General features: G+C 46.6%; 18 protein-coding genes. 8 read left to right on the forward strand and 10 right to left on the reverse strand.

The annotated features are described in order from the left end of the window. Positions 1–6 precede the first annotated feature (6 nt). The 7 genes from H8K32_RS08205 to H8K32_RS08235 all read right to left on the reverse strand — a co-directional run bounded on the left by H8K32_RS08205 (position 7) and on the right by H8K32_RS08235 (position 8204). Entirely contained in the window at positions 7–891 is an 885-nt protein-coding gene (locus tag H8K32_RS08205; protein WP_186911993.1) for a branched-chain amino acid ABC transporter permease, read from the reverse strand. Between the two features lie 113 nt (positions 892–1004). Then, positions 1005–2216 carry an ABC transporter substrate-binding protein gene (locus H8K32_RS08210; protein WP_186911994.1) on the reverse strand — a complete coding sequence of 404 codons (1212 nt, stop codon included), beginning with the start codon at positions 2214–2216 and terminating at the stop codon, positions 1005–1007. Between the two features lie 86 nt (positions 2217–2302). Next, positions 2303–3025 (reverse strand): ABC transporter ATP-binding protein, encoded by a 723-nt coding sequence (locus tag H8K32_RS08215; protein ID WP_186911995.1) that lies wholly within the window; start codon positions 3023–3025, stop codon positions 2303–2305. Then, positions 3022–3795 (reverse strand): ABC transporter ATP-binding protein, encoded by a 774-nt coding sequence (locus H8K32_RS08220; protein WP_186911996.1) that lies wholly within the window; start codon positions 3793–3795, stop codon positions 3022–3024. Before H8K32_RS08220 ends, H8K32_RS08215 begins: the two co-directional genes overlap by 4 nt. Positions 3796–3982: 187 nt before the next feature. Then, positions 3983–5608 (reverse strand): GMC family oxidoreductase, encoded by a 1626-nt coding sequence (locus tag H8K32_RS08225; protein ID WP_186911997.1) that lies wholly within the window; start codon positions 5606–5608, stop codon positions 3983–3985. Positions 5609–5629: 21 nt separating this feature from the next. After that, positions 5630–6685 (reverse strand): NAD(P)H-dependent flavin oxidoreductase, encoded by a 1056-nt coding sequence (locus H8K32_RS08230; protein ID WP_186911998.1) that lies wholly within the window; start codon positions 6683–6685, stop codon positions 5630–5632. A 22-nt stretch (positions 6686–6707) separates the two neighbouring features. Then, complete coding sequence (locus H8K32_RS08235; protein WP_186911999.1) at positions 6708–8204, reverse strand: CoA-acylating methylmalonate-semialdehyde dehydrogenase; 1497 nt, start codon at positions 8202–8204, stop codon at positions 6708–6710. Between the two features lie 140 nt (positions 8205–8344). On the opposite strand from H8K32_RS08235, the gene H8K32_RS08240 reads away from it, so the two are divergent. The 4 genes from H8K32_RS08240 to H8K32_RS08255 all read left to right on the forward strand — a co-directional run bounded on the left by H8K32_RS08240 (position 8345) and on the right by H8K32_RS08255 (position 10812). Continuing rightward, entirely contained in the window at positions 8345–9238 is an 894-nt protein-coding gene (locus tag H8K32_RS08240; protein ID WP_186912000.1) for a LysR family transcriptional regulator, read from the forward strand. Between the two features lie 78 nt (positions 9239–9316). Continuing rightward, entirely contained in the window at positions 9317–10060 is a 744-nt protein-coding gene (locus H8K32_RS08245; RefSeq protein WP_186912001.1) for a transporter substrate-binding domain-containing protein, read from the forward strand. Beyond that, on the forward strand, positions 10060–10332 hold the full coding sequence (locus tag H8K32_RS08250; RefSeq protein ID WP_186912002.1) for a hypothetical protein: 273 nt from the start codon (positions 10060–10062) through the stop codon (positions 10330–10332). The genes H8K32_RS08245 and H8K32_RS08250 overlap by 1 nt, the downstream gene beginning before the upstream one ends. 39 nt (positions 10333–10371) lie before the next feature. Then, positions 10372–10812: an FKBP-type peptidyl-prolyl cis-trans isomerase gene (locus tag H8K32_RS08255; RefSeq protein ID WP_186912003.1), complete on the forward strand. Its 441-nt coding sequence runs from the start codon at positions 10372–10374 to the stop codon at positions 10810–10812. 66 nt (positions 10813–10878) lie between these two features. Here H8K32_RS08255 and H8K32_RS08260 read toward each other — a convergent pair whose 3' ends face one another. Together H8K32_RS08260 and H8K32_RS08265 are read right to left on the reverse strand one after the other, a co-directional pair. Next, complete coding sequence (locus H8K32_RS08260; RefSeq protein WP_186912004.1) at positions 10879–11346, reverse strand: GNAT family N-acetyltransferase; 468 nt, start codon at positions 11344–11346, stop codon at positions 10879–10881. After that, positions 11343–11816: a carboxymuconolactone decarboxylase family protein gene (locus tag H8K32_RS08265; RefSeq protein ID WP_186912005.1), complete on the reverse strand. Its 474-nt coding sequence runs from the start codon at positions 11814–11816 to the stop codon at positions 11343–11345. The genes H8K32_RS08260 and H8K32_RS08265 overlap by 4 nt, the downstream gene beginning before the upstream one ends. Positions 11817–11897: 81 nt before the next feature. Between H8K32_RS08265 and H8K32_RS08270 the strand changes: the two genes are divergently transcribed. Further along, complete coding sequence (locus H8K32_RS08270) at positions 11898–12359, forward strand: MarR family winged helix-turn-helix transcriptional regulator (protein WP_186912006.1); 462 nt, start codon at positions 11898–11900, stop codon at positions 12357–12359. A 39-nt stretch (positions 12360–12398) separates the two neighbouring features. On the opposite strand, the gene H8K32_RS08275 is transcribed toward H8K32_RS08270, so the two are convergent. Then, positions 12399–12662 (reverse strand): hypothetical protein, encoded by a 264-nt coding sequence (locus tag H8K32_RS08275; RefSeq protein ID WP_186912007.1) that lies wholly within the window; start codon positions 12660–12662, stop codon positions 12399–12401. 360 nt (positions 12663–13022) lie between these two features. On the opposite strand from H8K32_RS08275, the gene H8K32_RS08280 reads away from it, so the two are divergent. The 3 genes from H8K32_RS08280 (at position 13023) to H8K32_RS08290 (ending at position 15982) form a co-directional block, all read left to right on the forward strand. Then, positions 13023–13397 carry a hypothetical protein gene (locus tag H8K32_RS08280; protein ID WP_186912008.1) on the forward strand — a complete coding sequence of 125 codons (375 nt, stop codon included), beginning with the start codon at positions 13023–13025 and terminating at the stop codon, positions 13395–13397. Positions 13398–13613: 216 nt separating this feature from the next. Further along, positions 13614–14828 (forward strand): BtaA family protein, encoded by a 1215-nt coding sequence (locus tag H8K32_RS08285; RefSeq protein ID WP_186912009.1) that lies wholly within the window; start codon positions 13614–13616, stop codon positions 14826–14828. Positions 14829–14857: 29 nt separating this feature from the next. Then, positions 14858–15982: a GNAT family N-acetyltransferase gene (locus tag H8K32_RS08290; protein ID WP_186912010.1), complete on the forward strand. Its 1125-nt coding sequence runs from the start codon at positions 14858–14860 to the stop codon at positions 15980–15982. Positions 15983–16224: the final 242 nt, after the last annotated feature.

The raw sequence follows: 16224 nt of genomic DNA on the forward strand, positions 1-16224 counted from the left end.
CTCCGCCTATCTTTCTTTTCCAAACAAACCAGCAGGACGTATCATCAGCACAATCGCCATTACGATAAACACGACCGTCGCTGATAATTCAGGATAAAAAACACGTGTCAAACCTTCAATCACACCCAGGCCTAAACCAGTTACGATAGAGCCTAGTATCGACCCCATTCCACCAATCACCACCACAGCAAATACAGTGATGATCAAGTTTGACCCCATCAACGGTGAGACCTGAATGACCGGCGCTGCCAGCACACCAGCGAACGCCGCCAACCCCACGCCAAACGCGTAAGTTAATGTCACCATCAAAGGCACATTGACACCAAAAGCCTCAACCAATTTAGGGTTCTCAGTACCAGCACGCAGATAGGCGCCAAGCTTGGTTTTCTCGATCACAAACCAGGTCGCAAAACACACCACCAGCGATGCGACAACAACCCACGCGCGATAATTCGGCAGTATCATGAAACCCAGATTAGTCGCACCACTAAGGGCTTCAGGAACGGAATACGGTTGACCCGACACGCCATATACAGAACGGAAAATCCCTTCCAGCATCAGCGTGATACCAAAGGTCAAAAGCAGGCCATACAGGTGATCAAGTTTATAGAGCCAGCGTAACATCGTGCGTTCAATCACGATGCCAAACACGGCAACGATTAAGGGGGCGGCAATCAACATAAACCAGTAATTAATGCCGAAGTATTCCAGCCCCATCCAGGCCAGAAAAGCACCCATCATATACAAAGCGCCATGCGCAAAATTGATCACATTGAGCAGGCCAAAGATCACAGCCAACCCGAGCGACAACATCGCATAAAACGAACCATTCACCAATCCGAGCAGCAACTGGCCCAGCATCGCCTGCAGCGGAATACCAAAAATTTCCATGGCACTCTTCAAAAAAAATCCGTCAAAAAAACGGAAACATGTCAAAGAAAGTCAGCGTCCACGAGTACTCGCGGACACTGACAAGAGCATTCACATTCAACGATCAATGCGCATTATTTCCACAACGCGCACTTCGTATCTGCCTTGGTGGTAAACGCTTGCTCACCCGGAATTGTCTGAATTACTTTGTAGTAATCCCAGGGTTCTTTAGAATCCGCCTGCGCTTTCACTTGCATCAAATACATATCGTGAATCATGCTGCCGTCAGCGCGTACGTAGCCATTTTTAACGTACATATCGTTGAACTTCATACTGCGCAATTTCGCCATGACTTTATCGGTATCATCGCTACCCGCTGCTTTCACCGCGTTCAGATATTGCATCGTTGCAGAGTAATCTGCGGCTTGCAAACTAGACGGCATTTTTTTCATTTTTTCAAAATACCGACGAGCCCAGGTGCGTGCTTCCGGCGTCTGATTCCAGTACCAGCTATCAGTCAGATACATGCCATTGGTCAGGTTCAGACCCAGTGAGTGAATATCGTTAATGAACATCAGCAAACCAGCTAATTTCATGGTCTTGGTGATGCCAAATTCATTCGCCGCTTTAATCGCGTTGATGGTGTCACCACCGGCATTCGCCAAGCCAAGAATCTGCGCTTTTGAGGATTGCGCCTGTAACAAGAATGAAGAAAAATCAGATGCTGATAAAGGATGTTTGACCGACCCACTGACCGTTCCACCACTCGCTGACACCACCTTGGTTGTGTCACCTTCTAAGGCTGCACCAAACGCATAATCAGCGGTCAGGAAATACCAACTTTTACCACCTTGTTTCACAACCGCTGAACCAGTCCCTTTTGCCAAAGCAACGGTATCGTAAGCATAGTGAATTGTGTACGGCGTACATTCAGCGTTGGTCAATACAGCCGTGCCAGCACCGATAGAAATAAATGGTTTTTTCTTTTCTGCTGCGACTTTCGCCATGGATAAACCAGTGCCAGAATTGGTACCGCCAATCAACATATCAACGCCATCGCGATCAAACCATTCACGCGCTTTGCTGGCGGCGATGTCAGCTTTATTCTGATGATCGGCACTGACTAATTCAATTTTTTTCCCAAGCACGGTACCGCCAAAATCAGCAATCGCCATCTTGATAGCTTCTATCCCGCCTTTACCATCAATGTCGGAATACACACCGGATAAATCGCTGATAAATCCAATCTTCACAACGTCACCGGATACCTGTGCACCAGCACCGCTGGCCCATCCCGCGCACGCCATTGCTACTGCCAGACTAAGAAATTTTGATGTGGTTTTCATGTGTCTTCTCCAAGAAATAAGGATCAATACCTGCTCTGATTTTTTGTGCGAACTTATGTCAAATTTCTACTTCAATGTGTTCTACTTCAGACGCCCAACAACTGATTCAATACCGGCATTTTTTCTTGTAATTGCCCAGCAGAAAAGCTCTCTACGATTTGCCCGTGTTCCATCACATAAAACTGGTCCGCCAAAGGTGCCGCAAAGCGGAAATTTTGCTCAACCATGACGATCGTGTATCCCTTTGCTTTGAGCGTCAGAATCATGCGCGCCAAAGCTTGTACAATCACAGGAGCGAGTCCCTCCGATATCTCATCGAGCAAGAGTAATTTTGCACCTGTACGTAAAATCCTCGCGACCGCCAGCATCTGTTGCTCGCCGCCAGATAAGCGCGTTCCCTGACTGTGTTTCCGTTCAGCCAGGTTCGGAAACATTGCATAAATTTCTTCTACCGACATGCCTTTTTCATGACGCGATACAGCAGGCGGCAACATCAGATTTTCTTCTGTGGATAAAGACGAAAATATCCCCCGCTCTTCCGGGCAGTAACCGACACCAAGATGCGCAATTTTATGTGTCGCCATTGCGATGGTTTCTATGCCATTAATTTTAATCGAGCCTTTACGCGCCCCAGTCAAACCCATGATCGCGCGCATAGTCGTGGTACGACCCGCGCCATTGCGGCCGAGTATCGTGACCACCTGCCCCTGATTTACACGTAAATTTACATCATGCAAAATGTGGGACTCGCCATACCAAGCTTGCAAGCCCGAAATTTCCAGACTAGGAATTTGTGCATCGACACTCATGCATGCGCCCCTTCCAGTTCGGCACTGGTACTGCCCATATAGGCTTCCATCACTTGCGGATTTTCTGCGACTTCAGCATATGAGCCTTCTGCCAATATTGCACCGCGTTGCAAGACAGAAATGCGATCACAAATTCCGGAGACGACTTTCATATTGTGTTCCACCATCAAAATGGTCCGGCCTGCTGATACCTTTTTGATCAGCTCCGTCACGCGATGCACGTCTTCGTGCCCCATTCCCTGCGTAGGCTCATCCAACAACATCATTTCTGGTTCCATCGCCAGCGTGGTGGCGATTTCCAATGCGCGCTTTCTACCATAAGGCAAATCGACCGTCATCGTCTGAGCAAATTCAGTCAAGTCCACCTGTGCCAGTAAATCCATAGCCCGATCATTCAAACGATTCAGCGATGCATTACTTTTCCAGAAATGAAATGAGCTCCCCAACGCCCGCTGCAAACCAATGCGTACGTTCTCTAAGACGGTCATATGAGGAAACACCGCTGATATCTGAAAAGACCGGATAATGCCCTGACGTGCGATTTGTGCAGGTTTGTCGGCAGTGATATCACGACCGTTGAACAAAATCTGTCCGGACGTCGGATTTAGAAATTTGGTGAGCAAATTAAAGCACGTGGTTTTACCAGCGCCATTCGGGCCGATTAAGGCATGGATATGTCCCCGCTGAATTTGCAGGTTAACCTCATTGACCGCAGTAAAGCCTCTGAACTCTTTAGTCAGACGCTTTGTCTCCAGGATGACTTGAGTCATCTCATCTCCTTTGTTTGTCTTGCCTGAAACATGACAAACCCGCTGTCATTGCAGTGGGTATTTATTTTTCTCTGTGAGATCAAGCTCAGCAGACGATTTCTTCAATTCGGTTTCGATTCGGTTTCGATAGTAACGACTAAATCTGCTTGTATGCAAGCGTTAAAACAGCAAAAAATAAAAGAAATTGTTAATGCCTATCCTGCAAAATATATATCGCCGCTTTCTCCGCAATCATGATGGTCGGGGAGTTCGTGTTGCCAGAGGTAATGGTCGGCATCACTGACGCATCCACCACCCGCAAACCCGCAATGCCAAGCACGCGCAGCTGACTATCCACCACTGCGCTGACATCATCCTTACGTCCCATCTTACACGTACCGACCGGATGAAAAATCGTGGTTCCGATATCACCTGCCGCCCTTGCTAACTCTTCTTCGGTTCGGAATTGTGCACCCGGCTTCATTTCTTCAGGCTGATATTTTTTTAACGCTGGTGCAGCAATAATCTTACGTGTCAATGTCAATGAGTCAGCGGCAATTTTTCTATCTTCTGCTGTGCTCAGATAATTTGGTGCTATTTTTGGCGCGGCAAATGGATCCTGACAAACAATCCTTACGTGGCCACGGGAGCTGGGGCGTAAATTACAAACACTCGCTGTGAACGCCGGAAAATCATGCAAAGGATCGCCAAATTTTTCCAAAGATAAAGGTTGCACGTGGTATTCCAGATTCGCACTAGTTTGCGTCGCATCAGAGCGCGTAAACGCACCTAGTTGCGACGGTGCCATAGACATTGGCCCACTCTGCTTCAATGCGTATTCAAGGCCGATGGCAGCTTTGCCCCACCAGCTATTCGCCATGGTATTGAGGGTTTTTGCACCAGTAATTTTAAATGCCGAACGGATCTGCAAATGATCTTGCAAATTCGCCCCCACCCCCGCTAACGCGTGCTGTACGGAAAGCCCGAGACTATGCAAATGCTCCGGATCACCAACACCAGAATGTTGCAATATTGAAGGTGAACCGATGGCACCAGCGGCTAGAATAGTTTCGTGTACAGATTCTGCAAACCATTCCTGATCACCGCCAACAAATTCAACGCCAATACAACGCTTTCCATGTTCACCATCTTTAAAACGCAAACGACGTACCTGGCATCCGGTCATGATGGTCAGATTGTCGCGTGCCGCAGCGGGACGTAAAAATGCCTTGGACGTATTCCAACGTATGCCGCGTTTTTGATTCACATCGAAGTAGCCACAACCTTCGTTATCACCGCGATTAAAATCATCAGTTTTTGGAATGCCAACTTGTTCCGCCGCGTCACGAAATGCATCTAAGATTTCCCATGACAAACGCTGTTTTTCAACGCGCCATTCACCGCCTTGTGCATGAAATTGTTCATCTTTGCTGTAATGATCTTCGCTCTTTTTAAATAGGGGTAAGACCTGATCCCAACGCCAGCTATCATCGCCAGTCAGCGATGCCCACTCATTGTAATCGCGCTCCTGTCCACGCATGTAAATCATGCCATTGATCGATGAGCAACCGCCGAGCACTTTGCCTCTTGGATAGATCAGACTACGCCCATTTAAACCAGCCTCAGCCTCGGTGCGAAACATCCAATCAGTACGTGGATTATTGATGCAATACAAGTAGCCGACAGGGATATGAATCCACACATAGTCATCTTTACCACCCGCTTCAATCAACAGAACTTTATTTTCAGGGGCTGCTGATAAACGATTCGCTAAAACGCAACCAGCACTACCGCCACCGACGATGATGTAGTCATATTGTCCCGCTGCTTCCATGGAGGTTTTCCTTTTTTCTTTTTAGTTTTTTAAGGATTTATCTAAGGTCAGATGTTTGACTAAATCACGCATCAATTCGGTGGCACTCATCGCTTTTGCGCGGGCGATGCCCTGGCCGCACCACATGGACATCCACTCGGGATTATTGCTCTTTCCCGCCGCTGCTCTGATGGCCGCAGTCAACGCATTCTGTACCGGATATGCTGGCACCTGATCAGCCACTGTCGCCATGACTTGCATAAATTGATTATCTAATCCACGTGCAAAACGACCGGTAATTGCACGCGTTTGTCGGGTGGTATCGGCGGTGGCAGCTAATAGTTTTTCCTTGTAAGCAGGATGAATTCCAGACTCATGCGTAACCAAAAAAGCCGTCCCCATTTGCACGGCTTGCGCACCCTTAGCCAAAGCCGCGGTCACGTCTTCACCAGTAACAATATTGCCGGCAGCAATTACCGGTATGCGTAGCTGTGGAACTACCTGCGCCAGCAATTCCATGGTCGATAACTTCGCGTCTTCTTGTCGTCCAATAAATGTGCCTCGATGCCCACCAGCTTCGATGCCAGAGACGCACACAGCATCCGCACCTAACTCTTGCCAGGCCTGAGCTTCAGCCAGATGCGTAGCCGTACCAATGACCGACATACCGGCTTCATGCAAACGCTGTAATTGTTCGCGCTTCAAAATACCAAATGTAAAACTTGCCACGGCGGGCGCGGCACTGAGTAAAGCCTCAAATTGCTCGTCAAAATTTTCACACCACTTGCTTGGAACAGGCAATTGATCCCAGCCCAATGATGACCAGACTGGTTGCAATAAATCACATGCGTGTTGTACTTCCTCCGCCGATGGTGACGGCGTTTGTTGTACAAATAAATTCATTGCAAACGGTTTGTCCGTTGCCTGTCGGATCTGCCATGCCTGGTCCAGCATTGCCTCGGGAGACAACATCCCACACGCCAAAGAACCCAGCCCCCCTGCATTCGATACCGCCGCCACCAAAGCCGGTGTCGAAGCACCGCCAGCCATTGGTCCCTGAATAATTGGATGTGGAAATAAATCGCGCAAAGTCAGCATTGTTATTCCTTGAGATGGAAAGTTATTTCGCAACCGGCATCGTGAACTCTGCGCCTTTGCCTATGCTATCTGGCCAGCGCTGCATAATCGATTTGTAGCGTGTATAAAAACGGATACCTTCTTCGCCATACGCATGCATATCGCCAAACAAAGAGCGCTTCCAGCCACCAAAAGAATGCCATGCCATTGGCACAGGGATAGGCACATTAATACCCACCATACCGACTTGAATGCGACGTGAAAACTCACGTGCGGTATTTCCGTCCGACGTAAATAAAGAAACGCCATTACCAAATTCATGGCGATTAATCAGCTCAACAGCAGAAGCAAAATCAGGTACACGAACAATGCACAACACTGGCCCGAAAATTTCTTCGCGATGAATCTTCATGCCTTCTTTAACATGATCAAATAAAGTGCCGCCAAGGAAAAAACCACCCTCATGTCCGGCTACTTTCAATCCGCGCCCATCGACTAGCAACGTCGCTCCTTCGGCAACACCGTCAGCGATATAGCTTTCGATTTTTGCTTTGTGCATGGCAGTCACCACCGGGCCCATTTCGGCGTCGCTTTCCATACCATTTTTAATCGTCAATGCTTTCACGCGCGGCACTAATGTACTCACCAATTGATCGGCGATATCACCGACCGCTACCGCCACAGAAATCGCCATGCAACGTTCGCCTGCAGATCCATAAGCCGCACCCATTAATGCATCAACAGCTTGTTCCAGATTCGCATCCGGCATCACGACCAAATGATTTTTTGCACCGCCCAAAGCTTGCACACGCTTTCCTAAACGCGTGCCTTCGCTGTAAATGTATTCTGCGATAGGAGTTGAACCAACAAAAGAAATCGCCGCCACATCCGGATGCTGCAATAAAGCATCGACCGCTGTTTTGTCGCCTTGCACCACATTAAACACGCCATCCGGCAAACCCGCCTGACGGAATAAGTCTGCAATCATTAATGCACATGATGGATCGCGCTCCGACGGTTTCAATATAAACGTGTTCCCCGTCGCAATCGCCAGTGGTGCCATCCACATCGGTACCATGAAAGGAAAATTAAATGGGGTAATACCGGCAGTCACGCCCAATGGCTGACGCAGATTGTAGTTATCGATACCGCCACCGATGTTGTCCGAAAACTGTGATTTCAACAATTGCGGCATTCCACAGGCGAATTCAACTATTTCAATACCGCGGGTGACTTCTCCCATCGCATCGGACAAGACCTTGCCATGCTCGCGCGTGATCAACGCTGCTAACTCCTGGTGGTGCTGATCCAGCAATTCTTTGAACTTGAACATTACCCGCGCACGCTTGAGCGGCGCCGTTTCTGCCCACGCTGGCGCTGCCGCCCTGGCAGCAGCAACAACCGTATTGACTTCCTCCACGCTCGCCAAAACAACCTGGGAAATGACCTGACCCGTTGCAGGATTAAATACGTCTTGCTGACGACCACTGGCAGAAGGAAAAATCTGACCATTCATATAGTGCTGGAGTACCGATGTCATAAGAAAACCTTAATCAGAAAAAGATATTTGGCATGAGATTAATTCACTCGTCATGGCAAATCCAATGAGTTATTATCAACAGCAATATAAGGATTGCTTATAATAATCTGGTCGATTTTCTCCACATCGGAAAAAAACTGATGGACTTTACGCAACTACGCGCCTTTGTGACCATCGCCCGCGAAGGCAACCTGACGCGGGCCGCAGAACGTTTGCATGTAACGCAACCAGCGGTCAGCCTACAAATGAAAGCCCTGCAAGAACAACTTGGCTTACAGTTGTTCAACCGCAGCAGCAATGGCATGGTTCTGACCAATGACGGTGCCAAGCTTTTGCCGTATGCAGAGCGGGTATTAGCGAGTGGCGGTGACTTTATGCAAGCAGCCAATGCGCTTCATTCGACTTTATCCGGCGAACTGGCGATAGGCACCATTCTTGACCCGGAATTTACCCGCCTCGGCGTATTTTTGAAGCGCCTGGTCGAAACTTATCCACAGATCGCGACCCGCCTGCAACACGGCATGTCCGGCTGGGTTTTACAGCAAATTCGCGCAGGGCAGCTCGATATTGGCTTTTACCTGGGCGACTTGCCCAATGATGGCAAAACCCCATGCCACCGTCTGGTACTCACCGATTTTACCTATCGGGTTCTGGCACCAAGTGGCTGGAATAGCCGGGTACAAGGACAAAGTTGGGAAAAGCTGGCGCAGTTACCCTGGATATGGACACCGCCAGAATCAGCACATCATCGCTTGTTGAGTAAGATTTTTGCCCAACATGGAATTACACCCAACAAAGTAGCGCTGGTGGATCAAGAACAATCTATGCTTGATCTGGTGAAATCTGGTGTAGGACTCAGCTTAATTCGCGATGCGATTGCTATGCGTGAGGCCCATGCTCACGGATTGGTGATTGCCGACGCGGTAAGCATTACAACGCAGCTCAGCCTGATTTGTCAGGAAAAGCGAAAAAATGAAGCAATGATTGCGGAGAGTTTTCAACTAGTTAGCCAATCCTGGAAGTTAATCATCTAAAATCCCAAGTCTGATTAAATAACCTCTTTTGCCCGTTTTTTATAAAGCGGACAATGTTCGGATACCAGAAAGTAACAAGTGTTCAAAGTACGTGCGATTCAGCAGTCCCTGGTGACTTCTCTCGGTTTTTTTCTTATTCCGGCCTTGGCACAGGCGGAAAGTATTAAGCTGGTCATTCAAGAATTTGCTCCATTTACTTACACCGACCCAAAAACTGCTGAAATTAAAGGCTTTTTAGTCGACAAAGTAATTGAAATCATGAAGCGTGCGGGTGAAACGCCGAGTGTGACCAGTACCTCATTAGCGCGCGGACTCAACGCGACGATGAACGAAGAAAACACCTGCCTGTTTGGTTTTAGGCGCACTCCTGAACGCGAAAGTTTCTATAAGTGGGTCGGTCCTCTGACGACCGATAACTGGGTTCTCTATACGCGTAAAGATGACACCCGGGTGCTGAAACATGTCGAAGATGCCAAGCCATACGCCATCGGCTCTTACCGCAACGCAGCGACCGGCGTCCAATTAACAGAACAGGGATATCACATCGTTTTCGCTGGTGAAGATGAAGAAAACCCACGTCTCTTAATCAATAAACGTATCGATTATTGGATAGTGTCCGAATTACATGGCATGTACATCGCCGCGCAACAAGGTTTTGCCAAGGACATCGTGCCTGCCATTAAATACAAAAACATTGAACTCAATATGCTATGCAATGTTCATATGGATAAACAGAGAATTGAGCTATTTAATAAAATTAACAAAAACATAGACAACGATGGCACTATGGACAAAATTTTACGTAAGAACGGAATCAAATAATGGCGCGTACCACCAAAGCCAGTAATGCAGTTCAACGACTCAAGGACCGTACCAAACAAGGGGTATATTCCATGGTTACCATGGCTGATGGTCGTTTTTACCTGACACTCAGCGTCGCGGGTGCTGCTCCGGTCGCTGTTCACGAGCCAATGGAAATTGATGCATTTGTCAGTCTGGTCAATAGCCTCGAAAAACAAGCACCAAAAAAAGCGAGTAAATTAGATATCGCTTTTGAAAAAAAATTACACCATTCCAGAAATCAAGACCATTAATATAATTATCACTCCTTTCGTCACCAGGATCTCACCTTTATGAAATCACGTTTATTTGCCGCGTTGTTAGGGTTATTCACTATGTTATCCACAGGATTGAGCTCAGCGCAAACCCAGTCCGAAGCAACGACTTTCGGTGAAAATTTACAAAAAATTGACGTCAAAGTAGGCAATGGACGTGAAGCTAAATTAGGTGATGTTGCTGTCGTTCAATATACAGGCTGGATATACGATCCCCTAGAAAGCAAAGAACATGGCGCAAAGTTTGACTCATCCGTCGGTGGTGCGCCGTTCAGCTTTCCGATAGGCATAGGAAAAGTGATTAAGGGTTGGGACAAAGGTGTGGTTGGTATGAAAGTCGGCGGCAAACGAACCTTGATTATCCCTCCTGCTCTGGCCTATGGTTCACGCGGTGCGGGGAATGTCATCCCAGCCAATGCAACTCTGATTTTTGATGTTGAGTTAATCGACGTCAAATAATAGGTTCAGCTTCAAAAAGGAAAGCAGACCGGCGCACCAACAGCACCAGTCTGCTTTTTTATTTTTTTAAGTCGACAATACCTGATTAAATCGTAACGAACTGGCAAGCAGTCCCTGACGGTAATAAAACCGATGTGCAAGCGCATTGTTGAGTCCAGTGTCGAGAACAATCTTTCCACAGCCTTGTTCCAAGGCTTCCTGTTTCAACATTTCCATCATTATTTGTCCATAGCCAACGCCGCGCTCTGCCTGATCTGTAACGAGGTCTTCCACATACAAATAGTGCCCGTGAACCAGATTCTCAGCGATCCGGTAACTAGCCAGAGCAACGAACTGATCGGCTTTTTTCAAACTCCATAAGCGATATCCTGCTTGACTAGCGCGTTTCCAATACGCAATCCAACTGCTAACATCAGTTAAATGAGGCCGCAATTGCTGCATCAAGTTTAACACGGGCGGCAACTGGGTTTCTTCACAAACCCTTATCAATAATAGATCTTGCGGTAAGCAAGTGCTGGCTTCAATCGTATTCATACAGCCACCTGGCCGAGTCCTGGTGGATTGAAGCACAAAGCAACACCAATACGATTCCATTGATTGATGCTCGCGATAGCGACACTCAAAAATACTAATTCAGACTGAGTAAAGTGTTCTGACATCGCGGCATAAAGTGCATCATCTGGTATGCCATCCGATACGGAGGTCAGTGCTTCTGTCCAAGCAAGTGCCGCTTTTTCCCTGGCAGAGAAAATACCTGCTTCTTGCCATACTGCAACGAGGTCGATTTTTTCCGATGAAATTCCGAGTTTGCGGGCAATCTGGATATGGAATTGCAAACAGAAGGCGCAATGATTGATTTGAGACGCGCGAATTTTGATTAATTCAGTCAACTTCTTTTCCAGACCAGATGCATCAACCGCTTTGCCTAAGGACAATAAACTGGCATAAACATCCGGCGCGGTTTGGGTAAATTCTTCATAACTAAGAATAGGTATCGAGGACATCTTTTTCTCCGTAAATAAAAAACAATGAGATAATATCAGAACTCGAACATATTATCAGAACTCTGACATTATTCAAAAAACATGGCTAACAAAAAAATTCCGGGACCAGGAGAAGGCAAACGTGGAGAACAAGGTTATTTCGGCTACTTGTTGCGGCAGGCAACCACGGCATACCGCGCGCGTATGGAAAAAGCACTGGCAAAGTTAGAAATCACACCTCCGCAGTTTTCCGTTTTGACGATGATTGCCGCTTATGAAGGTGTCTCCAACGCAGATTTAGCAAGACTATCTTTGCTCACGCCACAAACTGTCAGCGTCATTGTGAATAACTTAGAGAAATCTGGCGCCATTACGCGGCGCGCCCACGCCGTTCATGGGCGAATCCAGCAATTGCAAATCACCACATTGGGCCTGGAAACCCTCGCGCAATGTAAAAGTTACGTAAAAGAGGTAGAGCAGGAACTCAGTATGTCATTGACTGAAGAAGAGGCCTGCATCGTCAAACGCTGGCTAGTCAGCATCGCAGTCAACGCGGAAAGCTAACTGTACGATTCACAAACTAATATTATTTTCAGGATTGTCCTAATCAAAATCTTCGTGTGGAATAAACTCAAACGTATAGACAGCATAAAAAAAACAGCAAATCGCCATCACCAATGCAAACGTACCAAAAAAGAAGAGTGGCTGTATTCCGGCGGGAAAAATATATTCGTACCAACCGACAAAACTAGATAACACTAAAGTCGCAAAAGCAAAATTCATTAACTTGCGCGAGTGTCGCAAGGTAGCAGCAGCAATTAATAGCATGACTAAAAGAGATAACGCGAAATTTACTATTCCAGACATTTCTCCTCCTTCATTTTTTAAAATAATAAATAACAAATTAGCATAAAAACACTTATATTTCATAGCTTTTTTACAATTTAACGCTTTTTTAATATATCTTACAAAGAAACATCCTTAGCGCAGCCAGAATAAAATGACAACATCTGTACATAGGAGCACAAACTACTTCCCTCAATAATCCAGTTATTTCAATCAATGTTCGATAAAATAGACGCGATGAGCAGCACACATTTGTTTTTGTGCGCACTCCGACACATACTGCCAATTCCTGTGATTTTCACTCTCCGCGAGTAAGCAAACTAGCTTCATACAAAGAATATTTCAGTTAATTTACTACTACCACAATCAAGATTCGACATAATGAAAATCAAGCTTGCCCTGATACTCGCATTGCAACTCATCGTATTTCCTACGTTCGCAGCAGATCAACTCCCACCTCCAGCAACAATCAATGTGCAAACGACGCAGTCGGTGATCGTGGTCAGCCCAGGCGACGATGCAACAAAAAGTCAGGGCGTGCAAATTGACCTGCCAAAAATGCCTGAAGAAAAGAAAAACCCTCACGCAAATGATCCCATTCGCACCTGGTCAGGCGATGTACCGGTAAAAGGAGTGATTTATATTTTGATTGCCTCTATGCCAGTGCTGGCTTCGCTGTATTTTGCTTATCAGTTATTTTTGTTCATTCAGGCACGTCGCCGTCGGTTGAGCATCCGACATCAAAGAGAAAACTAAAATCTGTGATCTTAAAAATGAAATCTGGTATTAAGGTTGTATCAGATTATGCATTTTTCATTAAATATTCATCTGCCTGTCACTTGCTTGTCACCTGCTCCTCCTAAAGTAATCTCCACAGATAACCTAAGAACATTTTTCAACTATCTAAGTTCGTCAAATTCATCATGCGACTAATGATAGTGAGAAAGTTCAAAACCATCGTCGGAGACCAGTATGTCAAGCAAAGCATTAATAGACAGCGCTGTATTTAATTCCACCACTTCAGGCCGCAAAGGTTTAGCGGACAAACTGTTCGCCCATTGGTTTAGCCGTCTCGTTTACGCGCAAATCTGGGAAGATCCGAAATCTGATCTGGATGCTTTGCAACTGCGTCCCGGGGCAAATATTCTGACTATCTCATCAGGAGGTTGTAACGCGCTGGCCTACTTGTCTGCTCAACCAGCCGCGGTGCACGCAGTTGACTTAAACGCAGCACACCTCGCCATGCTGAACATGAAACAACAGGCAATCAAGCACTTGCCAGATTACGAAGCGGTGCTCGCTTATCTCGGCGATGCAAACCACAACGATAATATCAAGCGCTATAAGCGCCATATCCGCCAACATTTGTCAGATGACGCTAATAATTTTTGGGAAAGCAGATCCATTTCTGGTCAGCCGCGTTATCACTATTTTGCTAAGCAAGCTTATCAACACGGTTTATTGGGGAATTTCATAGGCTTTGCACACACTTTCGTCAAAATGATGGGTGGCGACCTGAGCAAAGTATTAGAAGCAAAAAATCTCGCAGAACAAACTGAGCTATTCAATCGATACGTCGCGCCAGCATTTGAGAGCCACCTGTTTAAACTTATGGCCAAACAACCGATGGCTTTATATAGCCTCGGCATCCCACCATCCCAGTTTGAAGCGCTCAAACACGATGCGAAAGATGGCTTGCACTCTTTGTTTAAAGAAAGAATGCGTCATCTTTGCTGTGACTTTCCTTTAGATGAAAATTGCTTCGCACAACAAGCACTCGGTCGCCGCTACGACACAAAGAAACAAGCCGCCTTACCTATGTATCTGCAACAACAGCATTTTGATACCTTACGCAGCAACATTGATCGCCTGCATTCACATCACACCACTTTGACCAGCTTCTTGCAGCAACAACCGCGTGCCTCGATGGATGCCTACTTGTTCCTTGATGCACAGGATTGGATGGATCAACAGCAGTTGACTGAATTGTGGGAAGAAGTAACGAGAACTGCTGCGCCTAACGCCAAAGTTGTGTTCCGGACAGGCGGAGAAACATCACCGCTTGAACAAAAACTACCTGAGTCGATTTTGTCCGTCTGGCGTACCGATGCAGAAAAGAATCGCGCATTGTATGCAACCGACCGATCTGCCATTTACGGTGGCATGCATCTGTATACCAAAATTTGACCGAACTTTGACTTAAATTAAGATATCACTTGAATACTCCATTACCACCACGCATGGTGGCCGATGCCTTATGGTTACTCACAGCACGATCACGCGGTGGTAACCATTGGGTAAGCAACGTCCATTCAGAAATACAATCTGTCGACATTGCCGGTCATAGTTACCCGGTTACCTTACTCAATGACAGCGACTGGCAGGAAAGCTACGTCGCCAGCCCCCGCTCGACCTGGCTAAGATACGCACGCCAGGAAGCGATACGGCAAGTCGCACCTGGCCTTAGCAGTTTGCTCAAAGCAGCCTCATGTCTCATTTTTGGTCCCTTATCAGCCTTGATGCATGCGAGCAAAATCGACCAGGCGGCAATTATCGGCAATTATCTGATTTCGACCAATTTATATCCCAAATTAAGCACACAAGATATTGCAAGTTTAACCGAAGATATGCGTCAAAAGCACCCAGATCGTCCATTAATGATTCGCAACATCTGCCCTGAAGTTACGCCGGAATTAATGGAGAATCTGATTGCCCAAGGCTGGAAGATGCTTCCGTCACGCATGATTTACCTGTGCGACCCGCAACAAAAATCGGTCTGGAAACATAATCACGTCAAACAAGATGCCAAACTGCTTATTGATGGACAAGTAGAAATTGTCCACCAGGAACATCTTAAATTAAGCGACTTAGATGATTTAAGGAACATTTTTCGCCAGCTATTCATCGACAAGCACTCTCACCTCAATCCGGATTTCAGCCCTGCCTTTTTTGAATTATGTCTGGAAACCGGCTTTCTTGAATTAATTGGGTTGCGTTGGCAAGGACGTTGGGTTGGCATACTAGGCTTGTATGTACATCCAGAAAGTGGCTGGATCACCACGCCACTCATAGGCTACGACACGTCCTTGCCGCAAGAATTAGGTTTATACCGGCGTCTCATGGCTTTACTGTTACAGCAAGCCAAAGAACGTGAATGTCGCCTCCACTACAGCTCTGGGGCGAGTCAATTTAAAAGGTCACGTGGCGGTATTCCAGCACTGGAATTTACGGCAATTTACGATGAACACTTGCCCAAATCAAACAAAAAATATTCCAGCTTATTTATCAAACTCTTTCAACAATGCGCTCCAAGCATGTTGAAACGCGCTGACAAACTATAAAAATTTCTCCAGTTCTAATAAGGGGCAACAATAAAAGCGACTTATTGTTGCCCCTTTCTTCTGCAAAAATTATCCTTTTACACTTAAAACGCCTGTGGATAAGGCTGCTCATATCCCCAACACAAATTGGGGAAAACCCTCTTTATCTTTTCTTCACCAATTCTTATCCCAAAACTATCCGCAAAACATACAGAGCTTATCCGCGTACATATACAGAGCATAAGTCCTTGTTTCTGTGAATA

This window comes from Cognatundibacterium jejuense, from assembly GCF_014284255.1.
In the GTDB taxonomy this organism is placed as follows: Bacteria; Pseudomonadota; Gammaproteobacteria; order Burkholderiales; family Burkholderiaceae_D; genus Undibacterium; species Undibacterium jejuense.

Coding starts and splice junctions, on each gene's coding strand:
- H8K32_RS08205 (WP_186911993.1), bottom strand. CDS start 891: ATGGAAATTTTTGGTATTCCGCTGCAGGCGATGCTGGGCCAGTTGCTG.
- H8K32_RS08210 (WP_186911994.1), bottom strand. CDS start 2,216: ATGAAAACCACATCAAAATTTCTTAGTCTGGCAGTAGCAATGGCGTGC.
- H8K32_RS08215 (WP_186911995.1), bottom strand. CDS start 3,025: ATGAGTGTCGATGCACAAATTCCTAGTCTGGAAATTTCGGGCTTGCAA.
- H8K32_RS08220 (WP_186911996.1), bottom strand. CDS start 3,795: ATGACTCAAGTCATCCTGGAGACAAAGCGTCTGACTAAAGAGTTCAGA.
- H8K32_RS08225 (WP_186911997.1), bottom strand. CDS start 5,608: ATGGAAGCAGCGGGACAATATGACTACATCATCGTCGGTGGCGGTAGT.
- H8K32_RS08230 (WP_186911998.1), bottom strand. CDS start 6,685: ATGCTGACTTTGCGCGATTTATTTCCACATCCAATTATTCAGGGACCA.
- H8K32_RS08235 (WP_186911999.1), bottom strand. CDS start 8,204: ATGACATCGGTACTCCAGCACTATATGAATGGTCAGATTTTTCCTTCT.
- H8K32_RS08240 (WP_186912000.1), top strand. CDS start 8,345: ATGGACTTTACGCAACTACGCGCCTTTGTGACCATCGCCCGCGAAGGC.
- H8K32_RS08250 (WP_186912002.1), top strand. CDS start 10,060: ATGGCGCGTACCACCAAAGCCAGTAATGCAGTTCAACGACTCAAGGAC.
- H8K32_RS08255 (WP_186912003.1), top strand. CDS start 10,372: ATGAAATCACGTTTATTTGCCGCGTTGTTAGGGTTATTCACTATGTTA.
- H8K32_RS08260 (WP_186912004.1), bottom strand. CDS start 11,346: ATGAATACGATTGAAGCCAGCACTTGCTTACCGCAAGATCTATTATTG.
- H8K32_RS08265 (WP_186912005.1), bottom strand. CDS start 11,816: ATGTCCTCGATACCTATTCTTAGTTATGAAGAATTTACCCAAACCGCG.
- H8K32_RS08270 (WP_186912006.1), top strand. CDS start 11,898: ATGGCTAACAAAAAAATTCCGGGACCAGGAGAAGGCAAACGTGGAGAA.
- H8K32_RS08275 (WP_186912007.1), bottom strand. CDS start 12,662: ATGTCTGGAATAGTAAATTTCGCGTTATCTCTTTTAGTCATGCTATTA.
- H8K32_RS08280 (WP_186912008.1), top strand. CDS start 13,023: ATGAAAATCAAGCTTGCCCTGATACTCGCATTGCAACTCATCGTATTT.
- H8K32_RS08285 (WP_186912009.1), top strand. CDS start 13,614: ATGTCAAGCAAAGCATTAATAGACAGCGCTGTATTTAATTCCACCACT.